14 protein-coding genes and 1 pseudogene are annotated in these 15,044 nt (G+C 42.4%); 8 read left to right on the top strand and 7 right to left on the bottom strand.

Annotated elements, in window-relative coordinates; translation table 11 throughout:
• Positions 1 to 272: 272 nt before the first annotated feature.
• A pseudogene (locus EAE91_RS24365) lies at positions 273 to 401 on the bottom strand (pimeloyl-ACP methyl ester esterase BioH); the annotation flags it as partial.
• A gap of 39 nt (positions 402 to 440) precedes the next feature.
• Here EAE91_RS24365 and gntX point away from each other — a divergent pair.
• From gntX to glpD, 6 genes are all read left to right on the top strand, one after another.
• Entirely contained in the window at positions 441 to 1,124 is a 684-nt protein-coding gene (gene gntX / locus EAE91_RS20580; RefSeq protein WP_214090123.1) for a DNA utilization protein GntX, read from the top strand.
• 59 nt (positions 1,125 to 1,183) lie between these two features.
• Positions 1,184 to 1,759, top strand: a complete 576-nt coding sequence (gene nfuA / locus EAE91_RS20575) for a Fe-S biogenesis protein NfuA (RefSeq protein WP_214090122.1) — start codon at positions 1,184 to 1,186, stop codon at positions 1,757 to 1,759.
• A 127-nt stretch (positions 1,760 to 1,886) separates the two neighbouring features.
• Positions 1,887 to 2,222 carry a thiosulfate sulfurtransferase GlpE gene (glpE, locus tag EAE91_RS20570; RefSeq protein WP_214090121.1) on the top strand — a complete coding sequence of 112 codons (336 nt, stop codon included), beginning with the start codon at positions 1,887 to 1,889 and terminating at the stop codon, positions 2,220 to 2,222.
• Between the two features lie 8 nt (positions 2,223 to 2,230).
• Positions 2,231 to 3,079 (top strand): rhomboid family intramembrane serine protease GlpG, encoded by an 849-nt coding sequence (glpG, locus tag EAE91_RS20565; RefSeq protein WP_214090120.1) that lies wholly within the window; start codon positions 2,231 to 2,233, stop codon positions 3,077 to 3,079.
• Positions 3,080 to 3,096: 17 nt separating this feature from the next.
• Positions 3,097 to 3,855: a DeoR/GlpR family transcriptional regulator gene (locus tag EAE91_RS20560; RefSeq protein WP_214090119.1), complete on the top strand. Its 759-nt coding sequence runs from the start codon at positions 3,097 to 3,099 to the stop codon at positions 3,853 to 3,855.
• 230 nt (positions 3,856 to 4,085) lie between these two features.
• Positions 4,086 to 5,579, top strand: coding sequence for a glycerol-3-phosphate dehydrogenase (gene glpD / locus EAE91_RS20555; RefSeq protein WP_214090118.1), 1,494 nt, complete (start codon positions 4,086 to 4,088; stop codon positions 5,577 to 5,579).
• A 235-nt stretch (positions 5,580 to 5,814) separates the two neighbouring features.
• On the opposite strand, the gene EAE91_RS20550 is transcribed toward glpD, so the two are convergent.
• On the bottom strand, positions 5,815 to 6,045 hold the full coding sequence (locus EAE91_RS20550) for a hypothetical protein (protein WP_214052130.1): 231 nt from the start codon (positions 6,043 to 6,045) through the stop codon (positions 5,815 to 5,817).
• 367 nt (positions 6,046 to 6,412) lie between these two features.
• On the opposite strand from EAE91_RS20550, the gene EAE91_RS20545 reads away from it, so the two are divergent.
• On the top strand, positions 6,413 to 7,300 hold the full coding sequence (locus tag EAE91_RS20545) for an alanyl-tRNA editing protein (protein ID WP_214090117.1): 888 nt from the start codon (positions 6,413 to 6,415) through the stop codon (positions 7,298 to 7,300).
• Positions 7,301 to 7,304: 4 nt separating this feature from the next.
• A complete protein-coding gene (locus tag EAE91_RS20540) occupies positions 7,305 to 7,943 on the top strand; it encodes a LysE family translocator (protein WP_214090116.1) in 639 nt (212 codons plus the stop codon).
• Positions 7,944 to 8,251: 308 nt separating this feature from the next.
• Here the strand turns inward: EAE91_RS20540 and EAE91_RS20535 are convergent, their stop codons facing one another.
• From EAE91_RS20535 to EAE91_RS20515, 5 genes are all read right to left on the bottom strand, one after another.
• Entirely contained in the window at positions 8,252 to 10,339 is a 2,088-nt protein-coding gene (locus tag EAE91_RS20535; RefSeq protein ID WP_214090115.1) for an RNA-binding domain-containing protein, read from the bottom strand.
• 209 nt (positions 10,340 to 10,548) lie between these two features.
• Positions 10,549 to 11,178: a bifunctional 4-hydroxy-2-oxoglutarate aldolase/2-dehydro-3-deoxy-phosphogluconate aldolase gene (locus EAE91_RS20530; RefSeq protein ID WP_214090114.1), complete on the bottom strand. Its 630-nt coding sequence runs from the start codon at positions 11,176 to 11,178 to the stop codon at positions 10,549 to 10,551.
• Between the two features lie 17 nt (positions 11,179 to 11,195).
• Positions 11,196 to 12,140, bottom strand: a complete 945-nt coding sequence (locus EAE91_RS20525; RefSeq protein ID WP_214090113.1) for a sugar kinase — start codon at positions 12,138 to 12,140, stop codon at positions 11,196 to 11,198.
• Positions 12,137 to 13,561: a glucuronate isomerase gene (gene uxaC, locus EAE91_RS20520; protein ID WP_214090112.1), complete on the bottom strand. Its 1,425-nt coding sequence runs from the start codon at positions 13,559 to 13,561 to the stop codon at positions 12,137 to 12,139. The genes EAE91_RS20525 and uxaC overlap by 4 nt, the downstream gene beginning before the upstream one ends.
• The gene (locus EAE91_RS20515) at positions 13,558 to 15,039 is read right to left on the bottom strand and encodes a fructuronate reductase (RefSeq protein WP_214090111.1); all 1,482 of its coding nucleotides are present in this window, start codon (positions 15,037 to 15,039) and stop codon (positions 13,558 to 13,560) included. The genes uxaC and EAE91_RS20515 overlap by 4 nt, the downstream gene beginning before the upstream one ends.
• Between the last annotated feature and the right edge of the window lie 5 nt (positions 15,040 to 15,044).

Raw genomic sequence — 15,044 nt, 5'->3', positions numbered from 1 at the left:
CCCAGAACATCCCATTCATCACACTGCGGTGTTCAACATGTGGACGTCCTGCCTGCCCTGAACGTACAGGGGGCAAACAAGATTCTATCAATATCCAAGCATCATCAGAAATGTCGTAACGTGCCACCATTTTGTTCCTGCATCGAAATCAATCAGATAATAATACTATTAATTGATATTAAGGGACACAGCCTAGTCTTGTTGCATTAACGGCGATGTAGTACGCAAAAATATGTCGTTTTTTTAATTAGATCGTCTTGCCTTCTTTGGCGATGTAAACGAAAATGCGGAGCACATCGCATTTCAATGGAACGCCAAACTTCCGCATTCAACCCCCATCCGTGCAGCAACACAAGATCACGCGAACCTTCATCAGAAGTCTGCCAAAATAGATCAGCCATTGTTATTCTCAACTTTATTTGCCATCAAGGAAGAAATCTATGCTAACAATGGTTGGGTACTGTTGGCTATGCCATCAGCCTCTTTGGTTGCCGCATCATGGAATATGCAGCCTTTGCAACAAGCGGTTGAAACGTTTGACAAACATGTGCCCGTGCTGCGCTCTACCCTCAGAATTCCCTTCACTGCCTTGTGGACGCTGCCTCAAAAAACCGCCTCTATGGGAGAATATGATAGCGATTACCGACTATTGCCCACCACTGAGCGGCCTGATTCGTCGCTATAAATATCACCGCACCCCACAACTTGCGTCAGTTCTGGCGCGTCTGTTTCTACTGCATTGGCAACAGGGCTACCGCGATGGGCGATGGTATAAACCCAACATTCTACTCAGTGTGCCACTGCACCGTCACCGGCGATGGAAACGGGGATTTGATCAAAGTGTATTAATGGCAAAGCAGTTATCAGAATGGCTACAATGCGATTACCAGCAAAGCTTTCTACAGCGGACGCATGCTACACTACCACAAAGAAATTTATCGGCAGCACGGCGTAAAATTAATCTCAGGAAAGCATTTCAGCTTTGTGGCCCAGTCGCAGGGCAACATATCGCCATACTTGATGATGTGATTACCACTGGTGCGACCATGACTGAAATTTCCCGTTTGTTAATTCGTGCTGGTGCCCGTTCAGTGCAGGTTTGGGCGATCTGCCGAACCTTGTAGTCAATACGAAAATGGGCGTATTATAACCAACTACAGCAGTCAACTATTGAGCAAATGATATGATTAATATTACTGAAGCAGCGCAAGCTCATTTTACCAAATTACTGGCAAACCAAGAACCAGGTACACAAATTCGCGTATTTGTCATCAATCCAGGTACACCTACCGCTGAGTGTGGCGTATCTTACTGCCCGCCAGATGCTGTTGAAGCAACAGATACTGAACTGAAATTTGATCAACTGTCAGCTTACATCGATGAACTAAGCGCCCCCTTCCTTGAAGAAGCTGAAATTGATTTTGTCACCGATCAGTTAGGCTCTCAGCTAACATTAAAAGCCCCTAACGCCAAAATGCGTAAAGTTTCTGACGACGCCCCACTTGTCGAACGTGTGGAATATGTTTTGCAATCACAAATTAATCCACAACTAGCCGGTCACGGCGGCCGCGTCAGCCTGATGGAAATCACTGATAATGGTTTCGCTATCCTTCAATTCGGCGGCGGTTGTAATGGCTGTTCAATGGTTGATGTCACTCTGAAAGAAGGGATTGAAAAAGAGTTGCTGAACATGTTCCCAGAACTAAAAGGGGTGAAAGACTTAACTGAACACCAGCGCGGTGAACACTCTTATTACTAATAATGTATTACTAATAACGTATTACTGATAACAAATTTTCCCGCTCGGATAATCGTCGGGAAAACATTATTACAATAATAACCTAATTGGATAATCTCTAAGTTCTAAAGAGCAAGTCAAAATATATATGGAACATTTTCAAACTATCAGCCCTGAGCAGGCTTATCAACACTGGCAGAATAAATCCGCTACTATGGTGGATATCCGTGATCCACAGAGTTTCCGGACAGGTCATGCGTGTGGCTCTTTTCATTTGACTAATGACACGTTGAATGAATTTATGTCACAGGCCAATTTTGAGCAGCCGGTTATGGTCATGTGTTATCACGGTCATAGCAGCCAGAGTGCCGCTCAGTATTTATTAAATATCGGTTTTGAAACTGTCTACAGCATTAATGGCGGCTTTGAAGCCTGGCGCAGAGACTATCCTCACGCTGTTGACTCCTTACATAATCCGGCATAACACATCTCATGATCCGCGTAATCGCTATTTCAAACCCGCGTCTAGCGCAAGCCTTTATCGATTATATGGCAACCCATCAGGTCCATCTCACGATGCGCCCCGGTCACGATGGGCAACACGTCGAACTATGGCTAGAAGATGACACTAAACTGACTATGGTCCAGCAAGAGCTGGAGCAATTTACTCGCGATCCGCTAAATGAACGTTATCAAGCGGCCAGTTGGCAATCTGGCGATGTGAATCACCCATTGAAGTACCACAATAATCTGAATTGGCAATATTTAAGTCGTCAGGCTGGCCCGTTAACTATTACGGTTTTGCTCCTAAATATCGTGGTTTATCTCTGGATGCAATTTGCCGGCGATTATCAGGTGATGTCCTGGCTGGCCTGGCCTGACGATAGCCAACATATGGAGCTATGGCGTTGGGTCACCCACGGCTTACTGCACTTCTCACTATTGCATATCATCTTTAATCTCATGTGGTGGTGGTATCTTGGCGGGCAAACAGAAAAGCACCTCGGTACAGGAAAACTATTTGTTATTATGATTGTTTCCGCTGTTTTTAGCGGTTGGGGACAATCATTATTCAGTGGTTCTCATTTTGGCGGCCTTTCTGGGGTTGTTTACGCTTTAATTGGTTATGTCTGGCTAACCGGTGAGCGAGCACCCGAACAGGGTATTGGCATTCCCCGTGGTTTGATGGCTTTTTCGATTTTCTGGCTGATTGTTGGATACTTCGATGCATTCGGACTAGCCATTGCCAACGCCGCCCATTTCTCCGGTTTAATTATCGGTTTACTAATGGCGTTGTGGGATAACCGTCACACATTCAAAAATAATAACCGACATTTTTAGACACTTAGAGGACTATCGTGAAGCAAACTCAACGGCATGATGCAATAGTTGAGCTGGTACGCCTTCAGGGCTACGTCAGCACTGAAGAGTTGGTTGAACACTTTAATGTCAGCCCCCAGACTATCCGCCGTGATTTGAACGACTTGGCAGATAAAAACAAAATACAGCGGCATCACGGCGGAGCCGCATTGCCATCAAGTTCGGTTAATACTGCCTATCATGACCGCAAGATCATGTGGTCAGAAGAGAAAGCACGTATTGCGCAACGTGTTGCTAGCCATATCCCGGATGGCGCAACGCTGTTTATTGATATTGGCACGACACCAGAGGCTGTCGCTCACGCACTGCTAAATCATAAAGATTTGCGGATTGTTACTAACAACCTCAATGTCGCTACCCTGTTGATGACAAAAGAAGACTTCCGTTTAATCCTGGCGGGAGGGGAGATTCGTTCCCGTGACGGCGGAATTATCGGTGAAGCCACTCTGGATTTTATCTCCCAGTTTCGGCTTGATTACGGCATTCTCGGCATCAGTGGCATTGACATGGATGGCTCACTACTGGAATTTGATTACCATGAAGTACGCATAAAACGCGCAATTATCGAAAACTCTCGTTGCGTTATGTTAGTCACTGATCATTCTAAATTTGGCCGCAATGCTATGGTCAATCTAGGTAATATGAACCTCATTGATCACCTATTTACTGACCAACTTCCCCCGCCAAGCATCCATAAAGTCATTGAGCAACATAGCGTACAGCTCGAACTCTGCTAAGAATTTTCTCTATATTCGGGGATAGCACTATCCCCTATCTCCTCTTATCGCGCCACAATTAAGCTTCTTTATTAATACCATGTGAATTATATGGATATAACAACATTTGTTATCTATATCACGTGAACATGTTTTTTCTTAACAAATAGTTGGCTATTGATCGATTTCTGATTACAATTGTGAGCGAAAACGAGCATTAAAGAACTGTTTCGAACATTTTAGGGGGATGCATGGAAACTAAAGACTTGATTGTAATCGGTGGCGGGATCAACGGTGCCGGGATTGCGGCAGATGCTGCTGGCCGGGGGCTCTCTGTTCTGTTGCTGGAAGCACAAGATTTAGCCAAAGCCACGTCATCCGCTAGTTCAAAACTGATCCACGGCGGCTTACGCTATCTGGAACATTATGAATTCCGTTTGGTCAGCGAAGCGCTGGCAGAACGTGAAGTTTTACTGAACCTCGCACCACACATCGCTTTTCCGATGCGTTTCCGCCTGCCACATCAGCCACATCTGCGTCCAGCATGGATGATCCGTATTGGCCTGTTCCTCTATGACAATTTGGGCAAACGTGTCAGCCTGCCTAGCAGTAAAGGGCTAAAATTCGGTGCCAATTCTGTTCTGAAACCAGAATTGGTCCGCGGCTTCGAATATTCTGATTGCTGGGTTGATGATGCTCGTTTAGTTGTCCTTAACGCTCAGGAAGTTAAAAAACATGGCGGGGAAGTCCGTACCCGAACAAAAGTGACCCGAGCATGGCGCGAACAAGATGGTTGGATGGTTGAAGCCGAAGATCTGCGTACAGGTAAGACCTATACTTGGCGTGCAAAAGGTCTGGTTAATGCTACCGGCCCTTGGGTTAAAGAATTCTTTGACGATGGTCTGAAATTGAAATCACCTTATGGTATTCGCCTGATCAAAGGCAGCCATATTGTAGTACCAAGAGTGCATGATGAGCCGCAAGCTTATATTCTGCAAAATGAAGATCATCGTATCGTATTTGTTATTCCTTGGATGGACGAATTTTCCATTATTGGAACCACCGATGTGGAATATCAAGGTGATCCAAAAGAAGCGAAGATTGACGATCAGGAGATTAATTATCTGCTGAGAGTTTATAACGATCACTTCAAGAAACAACTTAGCCGTGACGATATCGTCTGGACCTATTCTGGCGTACGTCCACTGTGCGATGATGAATCCGACTCACCTCAAGCCATTACGCGCGACTATACCCTTGATATTCATGATGAACACGGCAAAGCGCCATTACTGTCTGTGTTTGGTGGTAAGTTAACCACTTACCGTAAGCTGGCAGAACACGCAACCGAGAAGCTCATGCAATACTATCCCAATGCCGGAAAAGCCTGGACCAAAAATGGTCAGTTACCGGGGGGTAATCTGGAAGGGTGCGATCGTGATGGTTATGCCCGTTTACTGCGTAAACGTTACAACTGGTTGCCGGAAGGTGTTGCTGTACGTTATGCGCGTACTTACGGCAGCAACAGCGAACTGATTTTGCAAGGTGCTAATAATCTGACCGATCTAGGTGAATCCTTCGGTCACGGCCTGTATGAAGCAGAGCTTCGTTATCTGGTCGATAATGAATGGGTTGTTGAACTGGATGACGCAATCTGGCGCCGTACCAAATTGGGTATGTGGCTGAAAGAAGAACAGAAGCAACGCATTGCAGCATGGTTGGCGGAGAATGCTAAGCCATTGTGAGTTAAGATTAAATCAACATAAAGATAGTTAATATAAACTTAGGCGCAAAATTACATATTGTGCCTATTTTTTTACCTATTTACGCTCAACTTAATTGTAATTACAGATATCAGATAGATAAATATAATTTTGTTATTTAAATACCCCCAATCATTTACTAAAAACAAAATAGGAACTTTATTACTAATAAATTATATTTTTGTCATTAAAGAAAAAAATAAAAATAAAACAATCATTACCATTCTTCGCGTAACTTACCTTGATATTCCAATCCATCCAACTTTTTATCCCCCCATAAACCAAAAACGCTATTATTCCGTTCTGGAATATTAGCATCAAGATAAGTATCTATCTCTCTTCGGCTCTGTGTAGCACGTGACTTATCAGGAGAACATTTCTCTACAATTTCAATCTTTTTAATCGTTTCTTCCCGTAAATTTATATTAATTTCTACCATAGCAACCATACTTTATTTCCTCCTGTCCCATATACTTTATCAGCTTAACTATCTATTTTTAAACTAAAAAAATTACCGCGACAGTTAAAAAACAGATTTTATCCTTAAAATCGCCATTGATTATGTAGGTAAAACATAAAAACATTCCAACTTTTCTACTTGCAACGATGCTCTAAGTATCCTATAAATAAGTTGACTATACACATATTGATCTTATTTATCCAATTCTGATAGTCAGCAAGAAAGATTACCTATAACGTTTAAAACGAATAGTAATATGATATAAGATTATAGGGTGTTTTGATTGGCAAAAATTACATTAACAAAATACCCTGTAGTAATAGGTATCAAAAAATTATAATTAGCGAGATATTACATGACCACTGATATAAATATTGATCAACTATTAAAAGCAGAAGCTTCATTTATGCTGGGGACCCTGACGTTAGAATCCAACATTATCGCGGTTATGAGATACGAAGATGGCACCCTTTTGATAACCCAAGATAGTCCATTCTACCCAAAGAACTATAAGTGGCCAGACCAACTACATGATAATGGAATAATTTCAATAGGCGATAAAGAACTTGCTGTGACAAAAGTTTACACCGCTGGTCTTATTGATGGTCATGTATATATAGATCAAGAAATAACGAAACAAACAACGTCGCCAGATAAAATTATGCCAGCACACTACTTACCTGATTTACACGGAATTTCTGAAAGAGATCTCGTAGGGAAAACGGTAACTCTATCTGTGAACGATGAAATAAGGTATAAGGTAAGTGCTGCACACTCTATGGCCCACTTTATGTCCCTTGCTTTAAATAAAGCAACTCATCATATATGGTCCAAAGTATACGATACCGATGATTTAGGAAATTATAATTTAGATAAAGCTGCCATTTACCAATCTTCTATTACAGAACTTAAATCCGTTGATATTTATCGCTTTGGTAAATCGATCAAAAAGAAAGGATTTGATAAAAATATACTAATTGAAAATCTGGATAAAATTAATAGAGAAGTTAATAACACACTCAACAATTGGTTATCTCAGGGTGCGGAAATAACTATTGAATATAAATCAAAAGGGATTAATGACACCAGATTATGGAAATCTACAATTGACTCTAGAGTAGTCACTATTCCATGCGGAGGTACGCATATAAATAATATTAATGAAGTCAAAGACGTAAATGTTGAAATAAAGATCGGTGAATCTGCTGATTTTGTCCAAGTAACGACTCATTGCAGAGTATAAAACCATGAACCTCGACCTACTTTATTTCTATCTTCTTCTGGTTGTTTTATCCTATATAACACCAGGCCCAGACTGGGCTATTATCAGCAAAGGGACATTTAAGTGCAGAAAAAATGGGATAGTAACGGCAATTGGCGTACAAGCAGGTCTTGTTTTTCATTTGATCCTAGGATCATTAGGCGCAACTTTAATTCTAGCAACATCAAAAACTGCATTTAATATGTTACAAACCCTCGGTGCCTTATATTTAATATATTTAAGTTATTCCGGATTAAAAGACGCTTTTAACAGTCAAAAAAAACAAATCATTGGAAATCAAAGCGTAAATATAATACAAAAGAATAGCAATCTATTTATTACCGGGCTTTTAGCCAATATATTTAATCCCAAAGTGGCTATTTTCTTTATAAGTATTCTTCCTCAATTCATTGATCCATCACACCCAGCTTTAAATCAAGTTATCATCCTGAGATTAATAGATATATTGATTGGTATACTTTGGTGGGTGGTATTTATTTATGGATTGTCTTATATACAGTATGTTTTATTTAATAAAAACGCACAATTAATTGTTGAATCTGTAACTAGTGCATCATTATTATTATTTGGTGTAGCAATGTTTATCGGGATGATTATTAGTTAATTTCTTAAAATATGACTACGTTTATGTATACGCCAATATATTATTATTGGATAACACTCTATTTAAGCAAGGATAATTCAATGAAAGGCAACATATTATCTATAGTATATGATGATTCTTATATTAACAGCTCAAATCATCGGACAATCAAAAGTGCTTTTTTTAATATCATTAACTTCTTAAAATATCATGGTTTTTCTGTACATGACTCAGATTCATTCTTATCTTCTAATAAGAGAAAGAGTGACATAGATATATTCATCCTTATTATATTTTTTCGTCCTTACCAAATCCCTGGTAATAAGGTATCAATCCTGCGATAGAGTTCTGACAGTATATCCTTGATTGGGATGACTTGGTGTTTGCGGAAATGCCATCATCAAGGATTGCTTATCAAGCAATGGTCTTATATGGCGTTGCCTGAGATTCTTTGCTGAACGATTTAATAGAATGCTTAACACATCAATACGGATATAATGGAACTGGCAAAGTTTCATGATAATTAGTTGCATCTTCTCTGGCTCTAATCGTCGATTTTCATAAGCCGGTTTAGCAATTTCCTCCAATTTCTTTCTCAAATCCAGAGTGATGTACTCTAAGCCATCAATAAACGGCAAGCTGAACGATAAAGGAGTAAGACGCCCTAACGTATCCCGATGGGTTTGAGTTTCTGGAACTGTATGAGGCAAGCTAGTCTCCTTATGAGGCAAGCTAGATTCCTTATGAGGCAAGCTAGTCTCCTTATGAGGCAAGCTAGATTCCTTATGAGGCAAGCTAGTCTCCTTATGAGGCAAGCTAGATTCCTTATGAGGCAAGCTAGTCTCCTTATGAGGTAAGTCCATGTTACTAATACTATTCACTGCCCCAACGGAGAAAAGCTCTTCTGGATCCGGTAACGACATACCCGGTAACGTGTAAGATTTATTCCGTTTTTCACCTGATGAAACTAAAAATCCTTTATGCTCAAGACGGGGCAAAGCCAAAGTAACTTCTCGGGAATGTAACGTTGTTAGTTCACAAGCCCGCTGATGATTAATCCATCCTTCTACAGCCACTGTGGCTAAAATCATTCGATCAAGGTTTTCTAGTTGTTCAAATTTAGCCCCAAACTTAAGTTTCAATTGCATTAAGATATTTTCAGGTATCAAACTAACAGTTGGTAACTCTAGTAAAGTTTGCTCTGGTATCTGACGTTCATGTAAATTAGGCCGACGCCAGTCAGCAGAAGACCAGCCACTATATATTTTGGGTAACCCTGACCCCGCCCTTTCTCCTAATCCAATTAGCAAAAACATTTGATGCATGATCCTGTTCCGGCAATCACTATCTCCACCTTTAATTGCAGATTCAACTGGCACTCTCATTAACCCTGGATTACGGAATCCAAACATATCCGGTCGTTTTACAACTAATATAGATACTCTTCCTGTAAAATCTGCATGCACTAATGTGTTGACCAATGCCTCACGTAACGCGATATGAACCAGAGTATCATCTTGACGCTGACCATGCTGGACTCCAAAAGGAATTTTAAGGTCAGTTATCAGTTTCCAGTAAACCTTACGATAAAAATCAAACAAATTCCCAGACCATGTGCCATCCGGATAGATACGATCAATCCAACGTAACTCAGTTTTAGCTTCTGGCCGCTCCTGATAATCCACGAAGTAATGTGGAGCCGCTTCCATAATGGCATCCCAGTTACCAAACATCAGAATCCCAGCAAGTGTTAACCCCTCTTGTCCGGTTACTCGATCTTTACGCCATGCTCGTATTAAACGCAGAAATTCAGGGAGCTCATGTTCCAAATAAGGATGATTTGGTTTTGCGCTAGCAAGTAACTGTCGGAAAGTCTTTAGGCTATCCATACTAAGGTCGGTTATATCGAAACCCGTTAAAATACGAGCATCACGCTCATCTTCAACCTGCTCTGCCAACCAACGTTTTACAGTTTCAGCATCACAAAGCTGATCACTCTCATTTCTTCTCTGATAAGTGCCTTTTAAGGGATCACCTTTTATGAACACGGGTTTTTGTTTACGCAGTGCAGCAGGAATGCGAACAGCGACAACATCTTTTCCTTGCAGTTTTATGGATTGGACACTACTGTCAGTTAGCAAGTTAATACTAACCATAGATGGGTTATTGACAGTATTAAACAAATCAGATTTTATTTTTTCTATATTTTCAATACCAACTGGAGTGAATTTACCCTTTTTTTCTTTCACACCTAGAATAACCCAACCTCCACCGCTGTTTGCCATAGCGCTGTAACTTGGCCAAAAATCACGAGGTAATTCACCTTTACCATCCCTGCCATTGGCCAGTTTAAATTCAACTTCACTAGTTTCTACCAATGTCTGAAGATCAAGTAGTTTCTGCAAAATTACACTCATCAAATGATTTCCTTACTACTCGCTTGCCCTGTTTCTACCCGATAAAGTTTACCAAATAATTAAATAACAGGTCATTAGAAGTTCAAATACCATTATTTAATTAAAGTTGAAAACTATTAAATACCAAAAAGAATTTTTACTAAACCCTTTCTTCCCTTTGGTATTATTGTCGGAATAATATTTTATCCCAATACAAGAACCACTATTCCTTAAGTATTCACCAAATCCACCGCCTCGCGAGTCAAACGACCAATTTCCTGCCAATTTCGGCTATCCACCAGCGTTTTACTGACCATCCATGAACCACCACACGCTACAATGCGCGGTACAGCAAGATAATCGCGGATATTGTTTGGTCCGATTCCCCCAGTCGGCATAATTTGCAATTCAGTATAAGGTGCTAATATCGCTTTAATCATTGGCAAACCGCCGGAAGGTTCTGCCGGAAAGAATTTCAGTAGTTTTAACCCCAACTCCATTGCACCTTCAATCGCACTCGGATTATTCACACCCGGAATAATAGGAATATTCAATTGTTGACAGGCTTTGACCGTATTTGGATTAAAACCCGGTGAAACCATAAAATCGGCACCAGCCTGTTTTGCAGCAACCACCTGTTCACGATTCAGGACGGTTCCTGCGCCAATCAGCATATCCGGCAGAGTCTCTTTTAGTAGACGAATCGCTTCTGCCGCTACCGAGGAACGGAAAGTAATTTCCGCTACCGGCAAGCCATTATCAGCGAGTACCTTGCCTAGCGGAATAATGTCTTCCGTACGCTCAACCGTAATCACAGGTACAATTTTTAACTGGCGTAACTGCTCAATCATCTGTTTCATCGATTTTTCCTCTGCTGTTAAAAGAAACCGTCAGTCACTGCTTGAGTTGCACTGATTGGAATAATCGCCCCTTTATGCTGAATAACGCTACCAGCCAGACGATGCCCCATGATTGCCGCTTGTTGTATCGGGTAATCTGTCAGAAATCCTGCCAAAAACCCGGCATTAAAGGCGTCTCCCGCCGCCGTAGTATCGACCACGTTAATAACCGGTGTCGTTGGGATCAGCTCAATCGGAGTATCCTGTACCAAATGCTGATAACAACAACCGGCAGCCCCTGCTTTAATCACGGCTTCTTTAACTCCTGCTTGTTTAAGGCGAATCATGGTTGCTGTAACCGATTTATCACCCCACAGCTTGCATTCATCGTCATCGGTCACCAGTGCCAGTGAGGTAAAGGCGAGTAATTTCTGATAACAGCTCTGGGTTTCCGCCACACTTTCCCACAATGCCGGGCGGTAATTACTGTCGAAAACGATGATTTTTCCTTGTGCCGCCAGTTCAGCCAGCAAGTTTAGTAATTTTTCTCGATCATCGACAGGCAAGATAGCCAGGCTGATACCACTGAGGTAAACAGCATCCATTTGTTGCAACGCTTGAGTGACAAAAGAAAAATCAGGATGGCGCACCATATAACGGGCAGCGGAATCATTACGCCAATACAGAAAGGTCCGTTCTCCCTGTTCATCAAGTTGAATCAAATACAACCCCGGCTGATGAGCTGGATCACGCAAAACCAGACGGGTATGAATACCCTCGTCTTGCCAACGTTTAATCATTCCTTCACTGAGGGAATCCATCCCCAACGCAGTCACAAAATGAACAGCAATCTTCTGTCGGCTTGCGCGTGCTAAATAAACCGCACTATTCAGGGCATCACCACCAAAAGCCTGATGCATGGCAGCGAAAGGGGGGCCATTAAGTTCAATCATACATTCACCAAGGAGTGCAATCTGCTTCATGGATTTTCTCCCGGCAAGGCAAAATAACGGCGAGCGTTATTAAAGCAAATATCTTCAACCATCTGCCCTAACATGGCTTTGTCATTAGGAATTTCTCCCTTTTCTGCCCATTGCCCTAACAAATTACACAGAATACGACGAAAATATTCATGTCGGGTGTATGAAAGAAAGCTGCGAGAATCGGTCAACATACCAACAAATTGACTCAGCAGCCCCAGTTGGGAAAGTTGTTCAAGCTGACGCAACATGCCATCTTTCTGATCATTGAACCACCAGCCCGAACCAAACTGAACTTTACCGGCGATACCGCCACCTTGAAAGTTACCGGCCATCGTAGCAATCACTTCGTTATCTCGTGGATTCAGACAGTATAGAATCGTTTTCGGCAACTCATTCGTTACATCCATACTGTCCAACAAGCGAGATAACGGCCAAGCGATGTTGTTATCACCAATGGAATCAAAACCGCTATCCGCGCCGAGTAAGCGGAACATACGGCTATTATTGTTGCGAATAGCGCCGATATGCATTTGCATCACCCAACCACGAGCGGCATATTGCCGGCCAAGCCATACCAGAATCGCCGTAGTGTACTGCGCAATTTCAAGCTCAGAGAGAGTGCCACCTGCCAGCCGTTTTTGCAGGATACTATCTAATACCGCTTCATTAGGAATAGGAGCATAGCGCAGATTTTCTATGCCGTGATCAGCAGCCCGACAGCCATGAGCGGCAAAATGCTCAAGGCGACGCTCCAACGCGTTCAACACATCAGCAAAAGCAATGATCGATACATCAGCTACAGCCTCAAGCTGTTTGATATAGTCAACGAAACCCACCAGCTCAATTTTAAATACCCGATCAGGACGCCAGCTTGGTAATACTTCAATATCGAAACTCTTATCTGTTGCAATTTGGCGGTGATATTGCAGAGAATCCACTGGATCATCCGTGGTTCCAACCATACGCACATTCATTTGCTGCATAATGCTACGAGCTGAAAACGCCGGCGTTGCCAGCTTTTCGTTGCATTGATGCCAGATTTCATCAGCGGTTTGCGACCCGAACAGTTTCCCAGTAATACCAAATGGACGACGTAATTCTAAATGTGTCCAGTGATAAAGCGGATTGCCTAACGTCAACGGTACTGTTTTTGCCCATGCCTGATATTTTTCATAATCACAGGCTTGCTTACCTGTGATCAGCGATTCATCAATACCCGCACAGCGCATAGCCCGCCATTTATAGTGATCCCCTGCTAACCAAATCTGACCAAGGTTATCAAACTGGCGATTTTCAGCAATTTCACGCGGATTAAGATGACAGTGATAATCATAAATCGGCATATTTGCGGCATGTTCATGATATAGCTGACGGGCAGTTTCATTGTTCAGCAGAAAATCGTCACCCATAAAATTTTTCATATCATTTTCCTGCCAGCTAAATCGAGTGCAGCCACCGCATGACAAGCGCCGCAATCCAATAATAATTGATAAGCTTCGGTGACAGCCCGGACAAAATGTGAATCAGCTAATAATGGGTTGCCAAAAATCGCCAACAACGCAGGTACTACATCAACAGATAACCCATATTGCTGGTAAATAGATTTAAATTGTTCAACTAGCGGATCGCGCACATCAATTAATTTACCTTGTTCATCTTTTCCGCTGACATAACGCATCCACCCGGCGATACCCAAGGCCAAACGGTGATAATTGCTGCCGTTTGCCAGATGATAAGTGACAGAATCAAACATGCGTTGTGGTAGTTTCTGGCTGCCATCCATTGCTATCTGCCAAGTCTGGTGCTTAAGACCAGGATTACTGAAACGCTCAATTAGCCGGTGAGCATATTGAAAAAGATCGGTGCCTGTCGGCATTGTCAGAGTTGGTACCTGCTCTTTTAACATCAAATCCAAGACGGCTTGCCGATAATCGGAGTTCGCCATTGCGTCAGCAATATGCGCATATCCTGCCAAATAGCCCAGATAGGCTAGAAATGAGTGGCTACCGTTTAGCATACGTAATTTCATGGTTTCAAAAGGCACCACATCTTGAACAAATTGGGCTCCTGCCATATCCCAGTCTGGGCGGCCATTGGCAAAATTATCTTCAATCACCCACTGACGGAAAGGCTCACAGGTGACTGCACAGGGATCATATACCCCCAACTGTTCAGCTATCTCTTCCAACGATTCTGGCGTGGCCGCAGGAACAATACGGTCAACCATTGTGCATGGAAAAGTCACATTCAGTTCAATCCATTGGGCTAACTTTTCATCACGCAAACGGGCAAAACTCACCACCGCTTCACGGGCAACTTTGCCATTTTTTCTGACATTATCGCAGGACATCACCGTCAATGGCGGCAAATTACGTTCATAACGCAGACGGAGCGCCTCGACAATGTAACCAATAGCAGATGTTGGTTCGGTTGGGTTAGCTAAATCCCGTTGAATCAATGCATTATTCACATCCAGCTTGCCGCTGGCTGCATCGATGCAATACCCTTTTTCGGTAATCGTCAGAGAAATAATCGCCACTTGCGGCTGCGCTATCGTTTCCAGAATACCTTGCTGACCCACAAACTCAGGGTGCAAGGCATCAATCATAGAGCCGATAATTTTTAACTCGGTTTTTTCTGCCCCTGTCTCCGCAATGGTACACAAGCACTCCTGCCCTTTAAGTTGCTGAATCAACCGATGACCGGAGAATAAACTGACTTCACAAATTCCCCAATCACTGCCCGTTTTTTCCAACATATGATGAGTAAAAACCGCCTGATGTGCCCGGTGAAAAGCACCACATCCCAGATGGACAATACGGGCAACCAACTTCTGACGATCATAAAAAGGCAGAGAAATAGCGGGATTAATTTTGCTGTTGGCTATATTACGGAGCATAAAAT

Origin of the sequence: Photorhabdus noenieputensis, from assembly GCF_018448935.1 — a bacterium.
Taxonomy (GTDB): Bacteria; Pseudomonadota; Gammaproteobacteria; order Enterobacterales; family Enterobacteriaceae; genus Photorhabdus; species Photorhabdus noenieputensis.
Note: the sequence above shows the minus strand (reverse complement) of the source record. Positions and strands in the feature narration are given on the sequence as shown.

What these genes read in the sequence shown, in the direction of transcription:
- EAE91_RS20530 (WP_214090114.1), bottom strand. Translation starts at nt 11,178, where the DNA reads ATGAAACAGATGATTGAGCAGTTACGCCAGTTAAAAATTGTACCTGTG.
- nfuA (WP_214090122.1), top strand. Translation starts at nt 1,184, where the DNA reads ATGATTAATATTACTGAAGCAGCGCAAGCTCATTTTACCAAATTACTG.
- EAE91_RS20535 (WP_214090115.1), bottom strand. Translation starts at nt 10,339, where the DNA reads ATGAGTGTAATTTTGCAGAAACTACTTGATCTTCAGACATTGGTAGAA.
- glpE (WP_214090121.1), top strand. Translation starts at nt 1,887, where the DNA reads ATGGAACATTTTCAAACTATCAGCCCTGAGCAGGCTTATCAACACTGG.
- EAE91_RS20545 (WP_214090117.1), top strand. Translation starts at nt 6,413, where the DNA reads ATGACCACTGATATAAATATTGATCAACTATTAAAAGCAGAAGCTTCA.
- EAE91_RS20550 (WP_214052130.1), bottom strand. Translation starts at nt 6,045, where the DNA reads ATGGTTGCTATGGTAGAAATTAATATAAATTTACGGGAAGAAACGATT.
- gntX (WP_214090123.1), top strand. Translation starts at nt 441, where the DNA reads ATGCTAACAATGGTTGGGTACTGTTGGCTATGCCATCAGCCTCTTTGG.
- uxaC (WP_214090112.1), bottom strand. Translation starts at nt 13,561, where the DNA reads ATGAAAAATTTTATGGGTGACGATTTTCTGCTGAACAATGAAACTGCC.
- EAE91_RS20540 (WP_214090116.1), top strand. Translation starts at nt 7,305, where the DNA reads ATGAACCTCGACCTACTTTATTTCTATCTTCTTCTGGTTGTTTTATCC.
- EAE91_RS20515 (WP_214090111.1), bottom strand. Translation starts at nt 15,039, where the DNA reads ATGCTCCGTAATATAGCCAACAGCAAAATTAATCCCGCTATTTCTCTG.
- glpD (WP_214090118.1), top strand. Translation starts at nt 4,086, where the DNA reads ATGGAAACTAAAGACTTGATTGTAATCGGTGGCGGGATCAACGGTGCC.
- EAE91_RS20525 (WP_214090113.1), bottom strand. Translation starts at nt 12,140, where the DNA reads ATGAAGCAGATTGCACTCCTTGGTGAATGTATGATTGAACTTAATGGC.
- glpG (WP_214090120.1), top strand. Translation starts at nt 2,231, where the DNA reads ATGATCCGCGTAATCGCTATTTCAAACCCGCGTCTAGCGCAAGCCTTT.